Annotated in this window: 14 protein-coding genes; 3 read left to right on the top strand and 11 right to left on the bottom strand. The window is 57.7% G+C overall.

The genetic code is table 11. The annotated features are described in order from the left end of the window. Window positions 1–48 precede the first annotated feature (48 nt). Together GOX45_RS17140 and GOX45_RS17135 are read right to left on the bottom strand one after the other, a co-directional pair. Window positions 49–810 (bottom strand): SDR family oxidoreductase, encoded by a 762-nt coding sequence (locus GOX45_RS17140; protein ID WP_171102383.1) that lies wholly within the window; start codon window positions 808–810, stop codon window positions 49–51. A gap of 153 nt (window positions 811–963) precedes the next feature. Further along, a complete protein-coding gene (locus GOX45_RS17135; protein WP_171102382.1) occupies window positions 964–1,275 on the bottom strand; it encodes a helix-turn-helix transcriptional regulator in 312 nt (103 codons plus the stop codon). 18 nt (window positions 1,276–1,293) lie between these two features. On the opposite strand from GOX45_RS17135, the gene GOX45_RS17130 reads away from it, so the two are divergent. Continuing rightward, window positions 1,294–1,830 carry a DUF6428 family protein gene (locus tag GOX45_RS17130; RefSeq protein ID WP_171102381.1) on the top strand — a complete coding sequence of 179 codons (537 nt, stop codon included), beginning with the start codon at window positions 1,294–1,296 and terminating at the stop codon, window positions 1,828–1,830. Between the two features lie 135 nt (window positions 1,831–1,965). Here the strand turns inward: GOX45_RS17130 and uxuA are convergent, their stop codons facing one another. From uxuA to GOX45_RS17110, 4 genes are read right to left on the bottom strand one after another with little or no spacing between them, the layout of a single operon-like run. Further along, window positions 1,966–3,147 (bottom strand): mannonate dehydratase, encoded by a 1,182-nt coding sequence (gene uxuA / locus GOX45_RS17125; RefSeq protein WP_171102411.1) that lies wholly within the window; start codon window positions 3,145–3,147, stop codon window positions 1,966–1,968. Beyond that, window positions 3,144–4,196: a Gfo/Idh/MocA family protein gene (locus GOX45_RS17120; protein WP_171102380.1), complete on the bottom strand. Its 1,053-nt coding sequence runs from the start codon at window positions 4,194–4,196 to the stop codon at window positions 3,144–3,146. The genes uxuA and GOX45_RS17120 overlap by 4 nt, the downstream gene beginning before the upstream one ends. Continuing rightward, a complete protein-coding gene (locus tag GOX45_RS17115; RefSeq protein ID WP_171102379.1) occupies window positions 4,193–5,194 on the bottom strand; it encodes a Gfo/Idh/MocA family protein in 1,002 nt (333 codons plus the stop codon). Before GOX45_RS17115 ends, GOX45_RS17120 begins: the two co-directional genes overlap by 4 nt. Beyond that, complete coding sequence (locus GOX45_RS17110) at window positions 5,191–6,207, bottom strand: Gfo/Idh/MocA family protein (protein WP_171102378.1); 1,017 nt, start codon at window positions 6,205–6,207, stop codon at window positions 5,191–5,193. Before GOX45_RS17110 ends, GOX45_RS17115 begins: the two co-directional genes overlap by 4 nt. Window positions 6,208–6,309: 102 nt before the next feature. On the opposite strand from GOX45_RS17110, the gene uxaC reads away from it, so the two are divergent. Both uxaC and GOX45_RS17100 read left to right on the top strand, forming a co-directional pair. Then, window positions 6,310–7,674, top strand: a complete 1,365-nt coding sequence (uxaC, locus tag GOX45_RS17105; RefSeq protein ID WP_254446054.1) for a glucuronate isomerase — start codon at window positions 6,310–6,312, stop codon at window positions 7,672–7,674. Next, a complete protein-coding gene (locus GOX45_RS17100; protein WP_171102377.1) occupies window positions 7,674–8,873 on the top strand; it encodes a mannitol dehydrogenase family protein in 1,200 nt (399 codons plus the stop codon). The genes uxaC and GOX45_RS17100 overlap by 1 nt, the downstream gene beginning before the upstream one ends. A 27-nt stretch (window positions 8,874–8,900) precedes the next feature. Here the strand turns inward: GOX45_RS17100 and GOX45_RS17095 are convergent, their stop codons facing one another. Genes GOX45_RS17095 through GOX45_RS17075 form a run of 5 tightly spaced genes read right to left on the bottom strand, consistent with a single transcriptional unit; the run spans window position 8,901 to window position 14,200 of the window. Beyond that, entirely contained in the window at window positions 8,901–9,782 is an 882-nt protein-coding gene (locus tag GOX45_RS17095) for a DMT family transporter (protein ID WP_171102376.1), read from the bottom strand. Window positions 9,783–9,785: 3 nt separating this feature from the next. Further along, on the bottom strand, window positions 9,786–10,673 hold the full coding sequence (locus GOX45_RS17090; protein ID WP_171102375.1) for an NAD(P)-dependent oxidoreductase: 888 nt from the start codon (window positions 10,671–10,673) through the stop codon (window positions 9,786–9,788). A gap of 30 nt (window positions 10,674–10,703) precedes the next feature. Next, entirely contained in the window at window positions 10,704–11,705 is a 1,002-nt protein-coding gene (locus GOX45_RS17085) for a Gfo/Idh/MocA family protein (RefSeq protein ID WP_171102374.1), read from the bottom strand. A 30-nt stretch (window positions 11,706–11,735) separates the two neighbouring features. After that, complete coding sequence (locus GOX45_RS17080) at window positions 11,736–13,358, bottom strand: TRAP transporter large permease subunit (RefSeq protein WP_171102373.1); 1,623 nt, start codon at window positions 13,356–13,358, stop codon at window positions 11,736–11,738. Continuing rightward, complete coding sequence (locus GOX45_RS17075; protein ID WP_171102372.1) at window positions 13,358–14,200, bottom strand: TRAP transporter small permease subunit; 843 nt, start codon at window positions 14,198–14,200, stop codon at window positions 13,358–13,360. Before GOX45_RS17075 ends, GOX45_RS17080 begins: the two co-directional genes overlap by 1 nt. Window positions 14,201–14,209: the final 9 nt, after the last annotated feature.

Below are 14,209 nucleotides of genomic sequence, written 5' to 3'. Positions count from 1 at the left end.
CAGTGAAACGGACCGCCAAGCAGCCCGTTTCTTGCGCATTAAGCTCACTCAGACTTTGTTGATCGAATTGCCGCCATCCACGATCATCGCGCTGCCGGTAACAAAGCTCGAGTCGTCCGAAGCCAGGAATAATGCGGCTTTGGCAATCTCTTCGGGTTCGGCCATGCGTTTGAGCGCGTGGATTGACTCGTAAAAGCCCTTAAGCTCTTCGTTCGTGTCCCAGTCACCCGCCATCGCGGTTTTGGTACCCCCGGGCAGGAGCGTATTGACCCGAATGCCTTCGGATCCATGTTCCGTCGCCAAGACCTGTGCCAGACCGATCAGCCCGGATTTGCTGGCTGCATAGGCCCCCATGCCGGGAAAGGCCGCTGTGTGACCAACAAAGCTTGAGGTAAAGATGATCGACCCACCTCCGCTGCGCTTCATGGCCGGGATCTGGTGTTTGGCGGCGTAGAAGGCGCTGGTGAGGTTGGTTTTCAAAACCGCATCCCAGTTGCCCGAACTCATGTCGGGGATGGGCACAGCGTCTCCCATAGCTCCAGCATTATTCAAAGCCGCGTGGAGATCGCCATAAGTATTCTCGGCCATTTCGACCAGTATTTTTGCGTAGCTTTCGTCGCCGACATCACCGGCAAGGCAAATTGCGCGCCCTCCGCTTTGATTGATCTGACCCATTATCGACATCAGCTCTTTTTCGCGCCGCGCACCCAGCACGAGGTTTGCCCCTTCCTTGGCAAACAAAAGGGCGGCGGCCGCGCCGATACCGCTGCTGGCTCCGGCGATGATTACGGTCTTGTCTTTGAGTTGCATTTCTTTTTGCTCCACATTGTTCATGTGCGAGCAAAAAACACGGTCCTTCAGCTCGGATATATCCGGTTCTTGTGGTCAAAGTGAATTGGGCGGAATCTTTGCCTCAAAGCATGATGGCTTCGTCCTTTACTGCTGCAATTCAGGTCCATACCGTCACCGACAACAGGATTTCAGCTGAGCATTGCCGCCACAACAGTCGTTCATCAGGAATGACAGCAGCGACCCGATGGCTTCGAAGTCAACAAAGTAACGGATGCTTCGGCTTTGCCTTTCGCTTTGCACAAATCCCGCTTCGGCCAGTGCCGATAGGTGAAAGGATGCACGCGACGGGCTTGCCCCGACATCTTCTGCGATTTCCCCGGCATTCATCCCGCCAGGACCCGCGATCACCAGAGCTTTGATAACCTTCAGCCGATCTGCGTTGGACAGCGCCTGAAACATCGTTGCCGCCGTATTCTCATCCATATTTCAAAGCCTCTTGAAATGATAGCGCTCAAGGTGCAATATATTTCAAGAATCATTGAAATGAAAGGCTCTGAAATGAACTTCTCTACCTTGCTGTCTGCTCTGAAATCCTGCGACCCCGACGCAAAACTCGTTTTCATGTCCGACGGTCGCGAAATAGGGGCAGGCTATCACGTAACCGAGCTTCGCCATTCCTCGTCAAAAGGGATCGACTGTGGCGGCAATATTGAAACTTGGGACGAAGCTCGGCTTCAGCTTCTGGATGGGGCGGGTGACAGCCATATGAGTGTTGGGAAATTCAGCGCCATCGTTTCGAAAAGCCTTAAGAGCATTCCTGAACTCTCCCACGCCTCTCTGCAGGTTGAGTTTTCCCCCGACAATATCGGTTTGAATCTCAAGACGATCGCTGCCCCAGAACCTTATGGAAACGCCGTCGTAATCCAACTTCATGACGCACGAGCGCTATGTAAGCCAGCGCAACGTAGCGCTTTGGTGCCGTCGGCGACCTCGGGTTGTTGCGGCTCGACCAAGGCTGCTGCGGCATGCTGTGCCTAAAGCCATAATCTGTTCTTCGGCAGCGCCGTTCGCACTGATTGGAGCGAACTTGGCGCTGCCTAACGGGCAACTATTCTGACTCGGTCGAGACCGGTTCGAATTCGCCTGACAGCTGCTGATGTGCTCTTGCTGTCGTCAAGCAAAAGCCGCCATCACACCGCGCAGCTCGGCCAGCCCGCGCATCCGGCCAATGAGCGGGTAACCCGGCGTGCTATGCCCCCCCAGATCTCCCAGCAGTTCTTGCCCATGATCCGGGCGCATAGGAATTTGCCAGTTGTCACGTCCCTGGGCTATTCGGCGATTCTGCTCGGCCATCAGCGCGCGGATGGTGCCGACCATATCGGTATCGCCTTCAAGATGCGCTGCTTCGAAGAAATCCGGTTTCTGCCTGTCTGCTCCTTCGATGCGTTTTGTGTTGCGCAGATGCACAAAGTGGATGCGGTTGCCATGCCTGCGCACAAACTCCGGGCCGTCGAAATCGGCTGCAACCCCAAGCGATCCGGTGCACAGCGTCGCGCCGTTCGCAGACAGGTCAACCGCCTCAAGCACCGCGGCATAGTCGTCGCTGCTTGACATGACGCGCGGCAGACCGAGCAGGGAGAAGGGCGGGTCGTCAGGGTGACAGCACAGGCGGAGGTCAAGCTCTTGCGCAAGGGGTGCGACCTCAGACAGGAAATCGATCAGGTTGGCGCGCAACCGGTCGGCATCTATGTGGGAATAGGTGCTCAGCAATGCGCGGACGTCCTCGACGCTCCATTGATCATTGGCGCCAGGCAGCCCGGCGGTGATATTATGTTGGAGCTGCGCTTTCGACGTGTCCGACATGGCCGAAAATCGTGTTTTGGCAGTGGCTTGTACCGCATCCGAATAGTCTTCGACCGCACCCGCGCGCTGTAGAATATGGATGTCGAAAACCGCGAAATCGGTCAGGTCAAACAACATGGCCGCACCACCATGTGGTTGTGGTGCGCGCAGGGCTGTCCGTGTCCAATCCAAGATCGGCATGAAGTTGTAACACACCACCTTGATCCCGCAGGCGGCCAGAGCCCTGAGACTGGACCTGTAGGCGTCGATATGCGCAGCCATATCAGCGGATTGCGTCTTGATGGCCTCGGACACTGGCAAGCTTTCAACGACATCCCAACCATAACCTGCGGTGGCGAGCAGCGATTGCCGTTCCGCGATTGAGCCTTTGTCCCAGGCCTGACCCGGTGGGATGTGATGAAGGGCCGTAACGATACCTTCAACCCCGACTTGATGCAGATCGGCCAGGGCTATGGGGTCCTGAGGTCCGAACCAGCGCCAGCATTGTTTCACGGCTGCCATCCTTCATACAGTGGGTGGTCGGGTTTGATGGGCAGGTCCACGCGCTGACCCGTTCGGGCGGCGTGATAGATTGCCGTGACCAGACCAACTGAGGCCGCGCCTTCGGCAAGGCTGACCGCCGCGTTTGGCTCGGTTTGCAGGGCTTTGCCGAGATCGGTAAAAAAACCTTCAAAACCAACAGGTTCTGGCGCGCAGCTGGCCAAGGCCGCATCAATCTTGGCTTGATCTTCGGGGTTCCGGGCGACAAAGCTCCAGGGCGGTTGCCCCGGCGCGTAAGGTTCTGTGCCGGATGTGGCTGTCAGATGTTCAAAAACGATCCGCAAGCGGGTCTCATCCTTGGCGGCCCCCAGGGTGATATTGCTGGTGCATAACGCGCCAGAGGCCATCTGAAAGCAAATGGTGGCGCAGTCCTCGGTTTCGATCGGGTTCACGCGCGTGGTGGTCATCGCCGAAAGCGACGCAACTTCGCCTGCGATATGGGTCAGCAAATCATGGTTGTGGATCGCGTGCCCCAGCACCGCGCCGCCGCGTTCGCCTGCCCATGTTCCACGCCATGGTACGGCATAATAGTCGGCCCCCCGGGACCAGTGCGTTTCAAGCGCGGCGGTCTGAACGGCGCCTGTCAGACCGCTGCTTTGCAGGTGTCTCAGCTGCGCGAGGGACGGCCCCCAACGGTATTGAAACACAGGGAAAACGTGCCTGCGCGCCTTTTCCGAGGCGTCGATGATCTGCTGCACCTCGCGCATCGAGGTGGCCAGAGGTTTCTCGCAGACGACGTGTTTGCCAGCAGCAAGCGCCGCCAGAGTGATCGGGACGTGCAGATGCGGTGGCAGGCAGATATCGATAAGGTCGATGGTCGGATCATCAAGGACGTCCTGAATGTCGGACACGGCCCGAAAACCTGAAACTCCTCGGATCTCTTCAATGCGCGCTGTGTCCTTGTCGACCACCGCACTCACGCGAAACGTGTCGCTCAGCCGTTCCAAGGCGTCCAGATGCTGCGCCCCGATCCCGGCGCCGAGGATTGCGACGTTGATCATCGAGCTTCCGCCATTTCCTGCGCCCGCAAGGCCAGTTCCATGACGGTAAAGCAATGGGTTTGGGTCATCGCCGTTTCGGTGCGGTTGCGGATATCGTCGGCCAGACGCGCGAAATAGGGCAGGCCCGCATCCGAAGCGTCGATCTTTTGGCATGTCTCTCCATTGACCAGGATCAGATGGTCGGTACCCTCAGCGCCGCCCACATCGACGTATTTCCGCAGCTCGACATAGCCTTCGGTGCCCAATATCGTCAGCCGCCCATCCCCCCAGTTGGGCAGAGCATCCGGCGTATACCAATCCACGCGGATGTATCCGGTGCCCTGATCACTGCGCAGACTGACCTCACCAAAATCCTGCAAGCCGGGATCGCCCGGATTGGCATAGTTCGCGACAAATGCATTCGTGATCTGGGCGCTGTCAGATCCGGTGTAATGCAGGAACTGGTCGATCTGATGCGAGGCGATATCCGCCAAAATGCCCCCATATCGTTCGCGCTGAAAAAACCACTCGGGCCGGGTCGCGCGGTTCAGGCGATGAGGGCCCATGCCGATAGTTTGGACGACCTTGCCAATAGCCCCTGCAGCAACCAATTCACTTGCACGCGTGCTGACAGGTGTTTCAAATCGTTCGGAAAAATTCACTGACCAGATCCGGCCTGTGTCGGCAACCGCTGTCTTGATCTGGTCGAGTTGGGCAAGCGTGGTGCAGCCCGGTTTGTCGCTCATGACATCCATGCCGTGTTGCATGGCCTGCACCGTCAATCTGGCCCGATCCGCCGGAACCGCAGAGATCAAGGCAAGGTCCGCGCCGCTGTTCAGAGCGTCCTCCAAAGTGTCGAGGCGAGGGATATCGGGAAAGCGTTTCACATATCCCGGCAGCGTTTCCGGCGTGCCCTCTGTCCAATAGCCGACGCAATCGACGCCCACTTTGCGCATGTTTTCGGTCATGCCATAGATGTGGCGGTGGTCCAGTCCGATGGCGACGCAGGTCAAACTCATTGGGTAACTCGTGTTATCTGGCCGCTTTGATTGGCGGATTGCATTGCATCGATCACCGCATGGGTGCGCAGGGCACTGCGACCGGTGGCCATGGGCGGTGTGCCAGAGCGTATGGCTGCGGCAAAATCCTCGATGACCGACTGATGCCACGCATGTGTAAACGCCATAGGGTCGGCGCCCCCGCCGGTTGAGGCGGTTTCGCCGGTTTTGGTTTCGGTGCCATCCAGAGAGGTCACCGTGAGAACGCCCGATCCCAGATGGGCCTTGGCGCGTGTGCCCTGAATGGTGATGGTTTCGGCGGCACCGGGAAAATCAGCAGTTGTGGCCATCAACGTCCCGACCGCTCCGTTTTCCATCTCAAACAGGGTACCGGCCCAGTCTTCGGCCTCAAGATCATGCAAGGGCGTTGTCCGCATCATTGCCTGGAGGTTTGTTATGGGCCCCAGCAGCCACATCGCAAGATCCAGAGTATGTATGGCTTGCGAGATCATGACCCCGCCGCCATCGCGGGCATAGGTGCCGCGCCCCGGTTCGTCATAGTAACTTTGATCCCGCCACCACGGGACACGGATATCGACCGTGGCAATCGTGCCCAAAGCGCCTGTCTCCAGCACCTGCTTCAACGCTTGCGAGGCAGCGCGGGCGCGATGTTGAAACACGATGCCCAGCGGAACGCCTGATACTTCGCAGGTTTCAACGATTTCTGTCGCAGTCTTCAGTGTCCGTTCAACGGGTTTTTCCATAAGAATTGGTTTTCCGGCAGCGGACAGTATCCCGACCAATTCTTTGCGCTGATCGGGGGGCGTTGCGACGATGGCGAAATCGATGTCAGGGTCGTTTGCGATATCCTCAACTGAGCCGAATGCCCGCGTGCCATTCCGGCGGGCGAATTCTGCGCTGCGTTCGGGATTGCGCCCCAAAACGCCCGCAAGAGCAAGGTCTTGATCGGACGCTTTTATCGCAGCGACATGCGTGCCGGCGACCATTCCCAAGCCGATCAATGCGATGTTCATAGAGCCCCCCAAAAACTTGGTTTCAATGTGGGGTTTTGTTGATGAAAGATGCAACCAAAAAAACTATGCTGGCAGGTGAGAATTTCTGTTTAGGAGGCTGAATTGACAGGTAATTTGGGGGAGGTAGCGGAAAACCTGTACCTCGGCATCAAGGATATGCCGATTGTTTCGCCTCATGGCCATTGCGACCCGGCGTGGTTTGCCTCTGACGCACCGTTTCCAAACCCGGCCGAGCTGCTGGTTGTGCCCGATCACTACGTGTTCCGAATGCTGTATTCGCAAGGTGTCCCGCTGCACGAGCTTGGGGTGGGACCAGAGGGGCGTAACACCGATCCGCGCGATGTGTTTCGTACCTTTGCCCGGCATTGGAATCTGTTTCTGGGAACACCGTCGCGGGTCTGGATCAGCTATGTCCTGCGTGAAACGTTGGGGATCTCCGAGGCGTTGTCCGAGGCGTCTGCTGACGCAATCTATGACCAGATTTCCGACCAACTGGCCCGTCCTGCGTTTCGTCCAAGGGCATTGTTTGACCAGTTCGGGCTTGAGGTTCTGGCCACCACGGATTCCGCGTTGGATGACCTGTCTCACCACGCCGAAATCCGCCGCAGTGATTGGGGCGGGCGGGTGATCCCAACCTTTCGACCAGATGGAGTTCTGGACGGCGCCGACCCCGGTTTTGTGCAGAACCTTGCGGCGCTTGAAACGCTCACAGATTGTGATCTGGGAAGCTACGACGGATATCTGCAAGCCCTTCGCAAGCGGCGTGCGTTTTTCATCGAAATGGGGTGCACCGCAACGGATCATGGTATCGAGCGCGTGCATACTGAGTGGCTGGATGAACCCGATGAACTCTATCAGCGGCTCAAGACGCAAAAGGGCTCGACCCAGGACGCGCGCCGGTTTTACGGGCATATGCTGATTGAAATGGCGCAAATGTCGGTCGAGGATGGGCTGACCATGCAAATCCACGCGGGCAGCAAGCGCAACACGAACCATGATTTGATGCGCGATTTCGGGCGCGACATGGGCGCGGATATTCCGATCGCAATGGATTGGGTGAACGGGTTGGAGGCGCTGTTGAACCGGGTCGGGAACATCCCCGACTTGCGCATCATCCTGTTCACCTTGGATGAGGCCACCTATGCCCGTGAACTGGCCCCAATGGCCGGGCACTGGCCCTGCCTGCGGATCGGTCCTCCGTGGTGGTTTCACGACAGCCCCACAGGTATCGCGCGCTATTTCGATCAGGTGGTTGAAACAGCGGGGTACTTTAATCTGGCCGGGTTCAACGATGACACGCGCGCCTTTCTGTCGATCCCTGCGCGGCATGATCTGTGGCGGCGAGGGGTTGCGGATCATTTGGCCCGGCAGGTTGCGCGCGGCTATTTTGGGCAAAGTGACGCCGAAAGACTGGCCGGGCTGCTGACCACGGATCTGGCGCGGCAGGTATATGGGTTGCAAAACTGATGGGCACAATTCTTCACTTTGGGCTTGGAAATTTCGCCCGCGCACATCTGCTGGACTATACGGCGCAGGCCGGTGGATGGGACGTGATCGGCGTTAGCCTGCGGTCATCTACAATTCGCGACGGGCTGGTCAAGCAGGGCTTTGCCTATGATTTGTGTGTACAAGGGCAGGGCGTAAAGCGCATCGAGGTGATAAGCGATGTTTTGGTTGTGCCCGAAGATCGCGCGGCGGTTTTTGAGGTGATCCAGACCGCAGATATCATTTCGGCGACCGTGACCGAAAAGGGGTATCATCTGGATGCAAGTGGCAAGCTGAACCTGCAAGACGCGGCGATCCAGTCGGATCTGTCAGGGCAGGCGGTTTCGACTCTGATCGGGTTCCTGGGTCATGGTTTGGCGCAAAGACAATCGCCGGTAACTGTGCTGAGCTGCGACAACCGGTTCGAGAACGGGGCGGTCCTGAAATCAGCGGTGTACGATTTTGCACAGGCTGCCGGGTTGGATTTGAACTGGGACATCCTGAGTTTTCCCAATTCGATGGTCGACCGTATCACCCCGGCCACCACCGATGCAGTGCGCGCGATCAGTGGTGACCCGATGGCCGTTCCGACCGAGGCGTTCTCTGAATGGGTCATCGAAGACCACTTTGCAGGTGCGCGCCCGGATTGGCCGGGTGTGCAACTGACCGATGATGTTGCACCGCATGAAAAGCGCAAACTGCGCATGTTGAACGGCGCGCATTCGCTTTTGGCCTATGGTGGGCTCGGGCGGGGCCTGACCTATGTGCATGAAGCGGTGGCCGATCTGGTCTTGCGCCCTCTGGTGACCCGGTTGATGGCGGATGCAGGCAGCACTCTGCCCGCGGCGTTGCAGGATCAGGTTCCGGCCTATGCGCAAGCGTTGATCCACCGGTTCGAAAATCCAGAGCTGGCACACCGCCTCGATCAGATCGCGATGGATGGCAGTCAGAAACTACCCTACCGGTTCTTGCCGACCCTGCGTGAGACGGGGTCAGAAGCCGTTCGGGACGGGCTGCGGTTTTGGATCGCGTTTTGTCTTTCGGAAACGGCGCAGGGCAGGGCATTGAACGACCCACTGGCAGATGAGATCGCGACGGCCGCAAGACAGACGGATCCGGTGCCTGCATTGTTGAAATTGATCGGTGCCGAGGATCTTGCGCCTGCCATTCGGCAGAAGTGAGTTTGGCCCCTTGGTGTGGACCAACTGCTAGGCTTTTTCTCGTTTCCAGATGATCAGCCCTGCGCTCATGATCAGGGCAGCACCGGTCAGGGTGCGGGCGTCCGGAACAGTGCCAAAGACCAGATACCCCCAAATCGCCATATAGATCAGGTAGGAGTAGGTGAACGGCATCAACTGGTTGGCTGTGCCGAACCGATGCGCATTGGTCAGCAATTGGTGACCAACCCACCCGAAGACGCCCAAAGCGATCAGAATAAGCACTCCGCCGATATTATCAGGTTGAACCCAGAACCAAAGGGCGAAGGGCAGCAGAACGATTGTGCCGGTCAAACCCAGATAAAACTGCATCGTGTCAACGGCGACGACACCTGACAACTTGCGCGTCATGATGGAATACAGTGCCAGCGCTGTGGCATTGTAGACGATCAACAGCATCGCTGGATGAAAGACAGTGCCGAAGGGGCGCAGGATGATCAGAACACCCAGAAACCCCAGTATGATTGCGCCGATGCGCCAAGGCCCGACCTTCTCTTTCAGCACAAAAACGGTCAGAAAACACACGATCACCGGGCTTGAGAACATGATCGCCGAAACGATTGCCAGCGACAGAAACTGAAGCACGTAAAAATTGAAGACGGTGGCTGAGACCAACAGTAACGCGCGGCTGATCACCTGCCACGGGTGATCGGTCTGAAAGCGGCGCAGCCCCAATCCACCTTTTGCAACAACGCCCAGAGAGATCACGAAGTGGCCCGCATAGCGCATGAAGGCCAGTTGAAACGCAGGAATTCCGGCCACGGCCAGCCACTTGGCGCCCAGATCGACAATCGAAAAGGCCAACCACGCCAACAGCATCATCAGAATGCCGAGGCGCGGAAGATCCGCTGTTGAACTGGCCGTGACAGGCATCACTCAGCTTTTGAAGCGATTGACATAATAGTCCACCATCTGACTGACCATATCGTCTGCTTGTCCGCTGTCACGCGCATCATTGAGCGCAGAAAACGTGCCCTGTGACATCACGCTTGTAACGCCGGCCTCTTTGGCCATGCGGTCGTAATAGCCGAGATCTTTCGCCGCGTTCTTGATTGCAAAGGCCAGTTGGTTCGGGTCGCCCTCGACCCCGTAGGCCGCGACAAAATCCATCATCCCGCAATGCAGCGGGCCTGCAGCCATCACCTCATGAAGCTGTTTGCGGTCAACGCCCGCCACATCCGCCATCGCCAAAGCTTCGGCCATAGCGTTGGCCACTGTCATGCCAAAGAAGTTGTTGATCAGTTTGATTGTATGCCCCGAGCCGACCTCCCCGAGGTAAAAGACGTTTTCGCCCAGATCTTTCAATACCGGTTCGGCATTGTCATAGGCCGCTTTGTTGCCCGAGGTCATGATGTTCAGCTTGCCGTCCAGCGCATGCGCCGGGGTGCGGCCAAGCGGAGCGTCAAGATAGCTGCCTCCGGCGGCTGCAACCTCAGCCGCAAGAGTGCGCGTGCTGCCCGGAAGCGAGGTGCCGAAATCGATGACGATTGCACCGTCTTTCAATCCGGCGATTACCCCATCCGTACCGCGCATACGGCCTTCAACCTGATCCGAGGTGCCCATGCACAGCATGACGATATCGCTGGCCTTGGCCAGTTCGCAGGCATTTGCGGCCTCAGTCGCGCCCCTGGCAATCGCAGCATCCAGATGGGTGCGGTCACGGTTTCCCAGAATGGTGACGGCATAGCCTTTGTCCAAAAGGCGGCTGACCATGGCGCCGCCCATCAGGCCCAGACCAATAAATCCAATTGATGGTTTGCTCATTGGGTGTCCTTTCCATCCAAGACCTTGCGGTCAGCTATATCCTGCCCCGGCGGGTTGCGCGCGGAGCGTTTCTTCTATCATCGTGGCAATTTCGAGCGTGCGCGCAGCATCGGCGACGTCGATCAACGGTGCCGCTCCATCGATCACTTCCAAAAAGTGATCCAGTTGCGCCGCCAAAGGGGGCTGATCCTGGATCGGAGTTTCCAGCGGTTGTCGCGTCGCAGCCGTGCCCCAATCCTGCCCCTGCCAGAGCGTCATCGAGGGGTAACTGATGGCACCTTGGGTGCCTGTGATCCACATCATGTCTTGCCCGGTAGTGCCGATATTTGGGTTCTCACCGGTTCCGGCCTCAAACCCCCATGGGCTTGGGGCGGCGTCTGTGAAGCTGATGGTTCCGGTGGCCCCCGTGTCAAAGGCCAACGCGATGGCGCCGCTTTCGATGCGTTCGGATTCGCGCAAAGATGCGCCGCGCAGGGCCGCGATCTGGGTAATCTCGCCGATGACAAAGCGCAGCACATCTATGTCATGCACAAGGTTGATCATCACGGGGCTGCCATCCGATGTGCGCCAGTTCTGCTGGAAATAGCTATCGGGTTTGCGCATGGCCCACAGCAATGAGACATTGATGACCCGGCCAATTGCCCCTTCGGCGATCTTACCCCTCAGTTGTTGCAAGCTGCGGTGATAGCGCCGGTGATGACCCACCAGGCTTTGAACGCCCGCGCCTTGCAGTGCCGCTTGAAGTCGCTGAGCGTCCCCGACCGAACCGGCCACCGGTTTTTCGATCAGCACATGCCATCCGCGCTGGGCCGCCTCGATCCCATGATCTGCGTGCAGATGGGTGGGCGTGGCAATAATAGCGCCATCGACCTCTGCTTCGACGGAACCCATGCAGGAAAACCGCGGGGCGTCGATCTGGATGGTGGGGTCGGGATCGGCCAGCCCCACCAGCGCGCAATCGGGATGGTGCATCACAGCCTGCGCGTGGCGCATACCGATCAACCCGCCTCCGACCACCAGGATCCGCTTCACGTTACCGCTCCGATCTGCTGTGGCAGGGCCTCATAGCAGCAGCGCGATGATACCGGGCCAAATCAGCAGCACCGAAAGCGCCAGCAGCTGAATTCCGATAAAGGGCAGGAAGCCACGGAAGATATCTGTAAGGCTGATATGGGGCGGGGCCACCGACTTCAGATAGAACGCCGCAGGGCCAAAGGGTGGAGACAGGAAGCTGACCTGCATGTTCATACAGAACACAACGCCAAACCAGATTGCCACATGGCTTGGGTCAAGTTGACCAATAAGCCCGATCTCTTCGATGGGCAGGCGCAGCACGATGGGCAGGAACACCGGAATGATCAGCAGTACAATACCGACCCAATCCATGAAGGCCCCCATGAAAAGAAGGATCAGCATCATCACCAGAATGACCAACATCGTGGGCAGGTCCTGTCCAACAATCAGATCGGCCACATATTGCGGCCCACCCGCGATGGTATAGGCACCCGCCAGCGCCGCAGCACCAATGGTGACCCAGATGATCGTACCAGTGGATTTGAGTGTACGCATAAGGCTGTCCCAAACCAGTTCAAATGATCCTTCGCCCCTGAGAATGGCAATGATCAGAACGGCAAAGGCGCCCATGCCCGCCGCTTCGGTGATCCCGGTGATGCCACCATAGATCGAGCCAAGCACAACACCGATGACGACAAGCGGCGCGACTAGACCTTTGCCCATCTCCCATCCGATCTTCGCGCGTTCACGCCCGAAGACGAAAAAGATCAACAACAGAGAGACGATGGTGATGCCTGCGAACCAGGGCAGGTATTCTACCGTTCCCAGCCGCGCAGGTTCACCCTGGCTTGCCGCGTTCGAGCCCGAAAGCTCGAAAAAGGCGGCGCGGATGAACAGGACAGTCGAAAAACCAGCGACGACAATGCTCATGAACGCGGCAAAGAGTTTGCGCTTTTCGCCAGGTTCAGGGTCGTTGGGATCCGGTTCCGGCAAAGGTGCATGGTCCGGGTTCAGCTGGGTGCGAATGATGATGTAGAGAATGATCATTGAGGCCAGCATGAAACCGGGGATGAACGACGCGGTGAACAGCGACTTGATCGAGGTTTCCGTGATCAGCCCGTAGATGATCAGTACAATCGAGGGCGGGATCATGGTGCCCAGCGACCCGGACGCACAGATCACCCCAATCGCGAGGTTCTGGTTATATCCCAGCCGCAGCATCTGCGGCAGGGCGATCAGGCCCAGCAGGACCACTTCACCCCCAATAATGCCGGACATGGCGGCCATGATGACGGCCATGATCGAGGTCACGATGGCAATCCCACCGCGGGTCCGCGACAACCAGACATTCAGCGAGGAATACATGTCCTTGGCGATCCCGGACCGTTCCAGCAGCGAGGCCATGAAGATGAACAAGGGTACGGATATGAGCACGTAGTCCGTTAAGAGCCCGTATATTTTCTGGGCCAGGATATATAAGGGCCCGGTGCCCGGGCGCCCGGTGAGAATGCCGTCCCCGAAAGAGAACGGGTTCAAAAGCAGGGTAGGCTCGAACTTCAACACCAGAACCAGAACGGCCAGCGAAGCCGATGCCAGACCCAGAGGCATACCGATGGCCAAAAGCGCGATCAGCGCGACCATCAGGATGAGAGAGATTGTTCCAATGTCCATCAGTCTTGCCCCACCGCTTTCTTGATCATTTCTATTTCGTCTTCGTCTGGCTCATCGGTGTGGATTTCTGGCTCTTTGTTCCAATCTGCGATCAGGTTCAAAATCGCCTGCATCGCCACAAGTGTGATCACGATCAGCACCATGGGCTGCAGGGTCGCTGGTATCGGCGGGTTGAAGGCCGAGCCGTAAAGCTCCCATTTGTAAAGCTTATTGACGAAAACCTGCTTGAAGCTGCCGTAGACCAGAAAGAACGCAAACAGCACGATAAGCACCGTCGAGATCGTATCGAATACGCGTTGAAGCCAACGAGGCACGGCATCATAAAGCAGGAAAATCCGAATATGGCTGCGCTGCTGCATGGCATAATAGCCGGACATCAGGAATACGAAACTGGCAAACCAAAGGGTCATCTCGTTGGCCCATTCGGTCGGCTTTTCCAGAATGTACCGCATGAACACTTCGTACAGCATCACAACGGTCATGATCGCGATCATCATCATGGTGACACGCCCGATGAACAGCGCGAAATGATCCATTGCCGTGGGGCCGTCAAACTCCATCGCAGCCGGTCGAACGGTCTTGGTTCCGATCACAGCAAGGATGGGTAAAAGGATCAGCGCAGCAAGGTCGATGATGTCGATGAACCCGCCGAAAACGCCCGCCATTTCGGGTGTCACGTCACTGCGCAGATAGATTTCAGTGACCTGGCTTTTGAGTGATTCAGACTCGTAAGGCAGCCAGTCCAGCAAAAAGGCTGGCAGGTGCCAAACCAGCCAACTGGCCGTGGCGACGAAGGCCAGGGGGATGAGCCACTCTATGAGCCCGCCTGAGTTTTTATGCATCGTTTAACC

This window comes from Ruegeria sp. HKCCD7255 (assembly GCF_013031565.1).
Lineage (GTDB): Bacteria > Pseudomonadota > Alphaproteobacteria > Rhodobacterales > Rhodobacteraceae > Ruegeria.
This window is presented reverse-complemented; position numbering and strand designations above follow the sequence as displayed.

Excerpts from the sequence above, each read along its gene's own strand:
- GOX45_RS17140 (WP_171102383.1), bottom strand. The coding sequence starts at position 810 with ATGCAACTCAAAGACAAGACCGTAATCATCGCCGGAGCCAGCAGCGGT.
- GOX45_RS17135 (WP_171102382.1), bottom strand. The coding sequence starts at position 1,275 with ATGGATGAGAATACGGCGGCAACGATGTTTCAGGCGCTGTCCAACGCA.
- GOX45_RS17130 (WP_171102381.1), top strand. The coding sequence starts at position 1,294 with ATGATAGCGCTCAAGGTGCAATATATTTCAAGAATCATTGAAATGAAA.
- GOX45_RS17120 (WP_171102380.1), bottom strand. The coding sequence starts at position 4,196 with ATGATCAACGTCGCAATCCTCGGCGCCGGGATCGGGGCGCAGCATCTG.
- GOX45_RS17115 (WP_171102379.1), bottom strand. The coding sequence starts at position 5,194 with ATGAGTTTGACCTGCGTCGCCATCGGACTGGACCACCGCCACATCTAT.
- GOX45_RS17110 (WP_171102378.1), bottom strand. The coding sequence starts at position 6,207 with ATGAACATCGCATTGATCGGCTTGGGAATGGTCGCCGGCACGCATGTC.
- GOX45_RS17100 (WP_171102377.1), top strand. The coding sequence starts at position 7,674 with ATGGGCACAATTCTTCACTTTGGGCTTGGAAATTTCGCCCGCGCACAT.
- GOX45_RS17095 (WP_171102376.1), bottom strand. The coding sequence starts at position 9,782 with ATGCCTGTCACGGCCAGTTCAACAGCGGATCTTCCGCGCCTCGGCATT.
- GOX45_RS17090 (WP_171102375.1), bottom strand. The coding sequence starts at position 10,673 with ATGAGCAAACCATCAATTGGATTTATTGGTCTGGGCCTGATGGGCGGC.
- GOX45_RS17080 (WP_171102373.1), bottom strand. The coding sequence starts at position 13,358 with ATGGACATTGGAACAATCTCTCTCATCCTGATGGTCGCGCTGATCGCG.
- GOX45_RS17075 (WP_171102372.1), bottom strand. The coding sequence starts at position 14,200 with ATGCATAAAAACTCAGGCGGGCTCATAGAGTGGCTCATCCCCCTGGCC.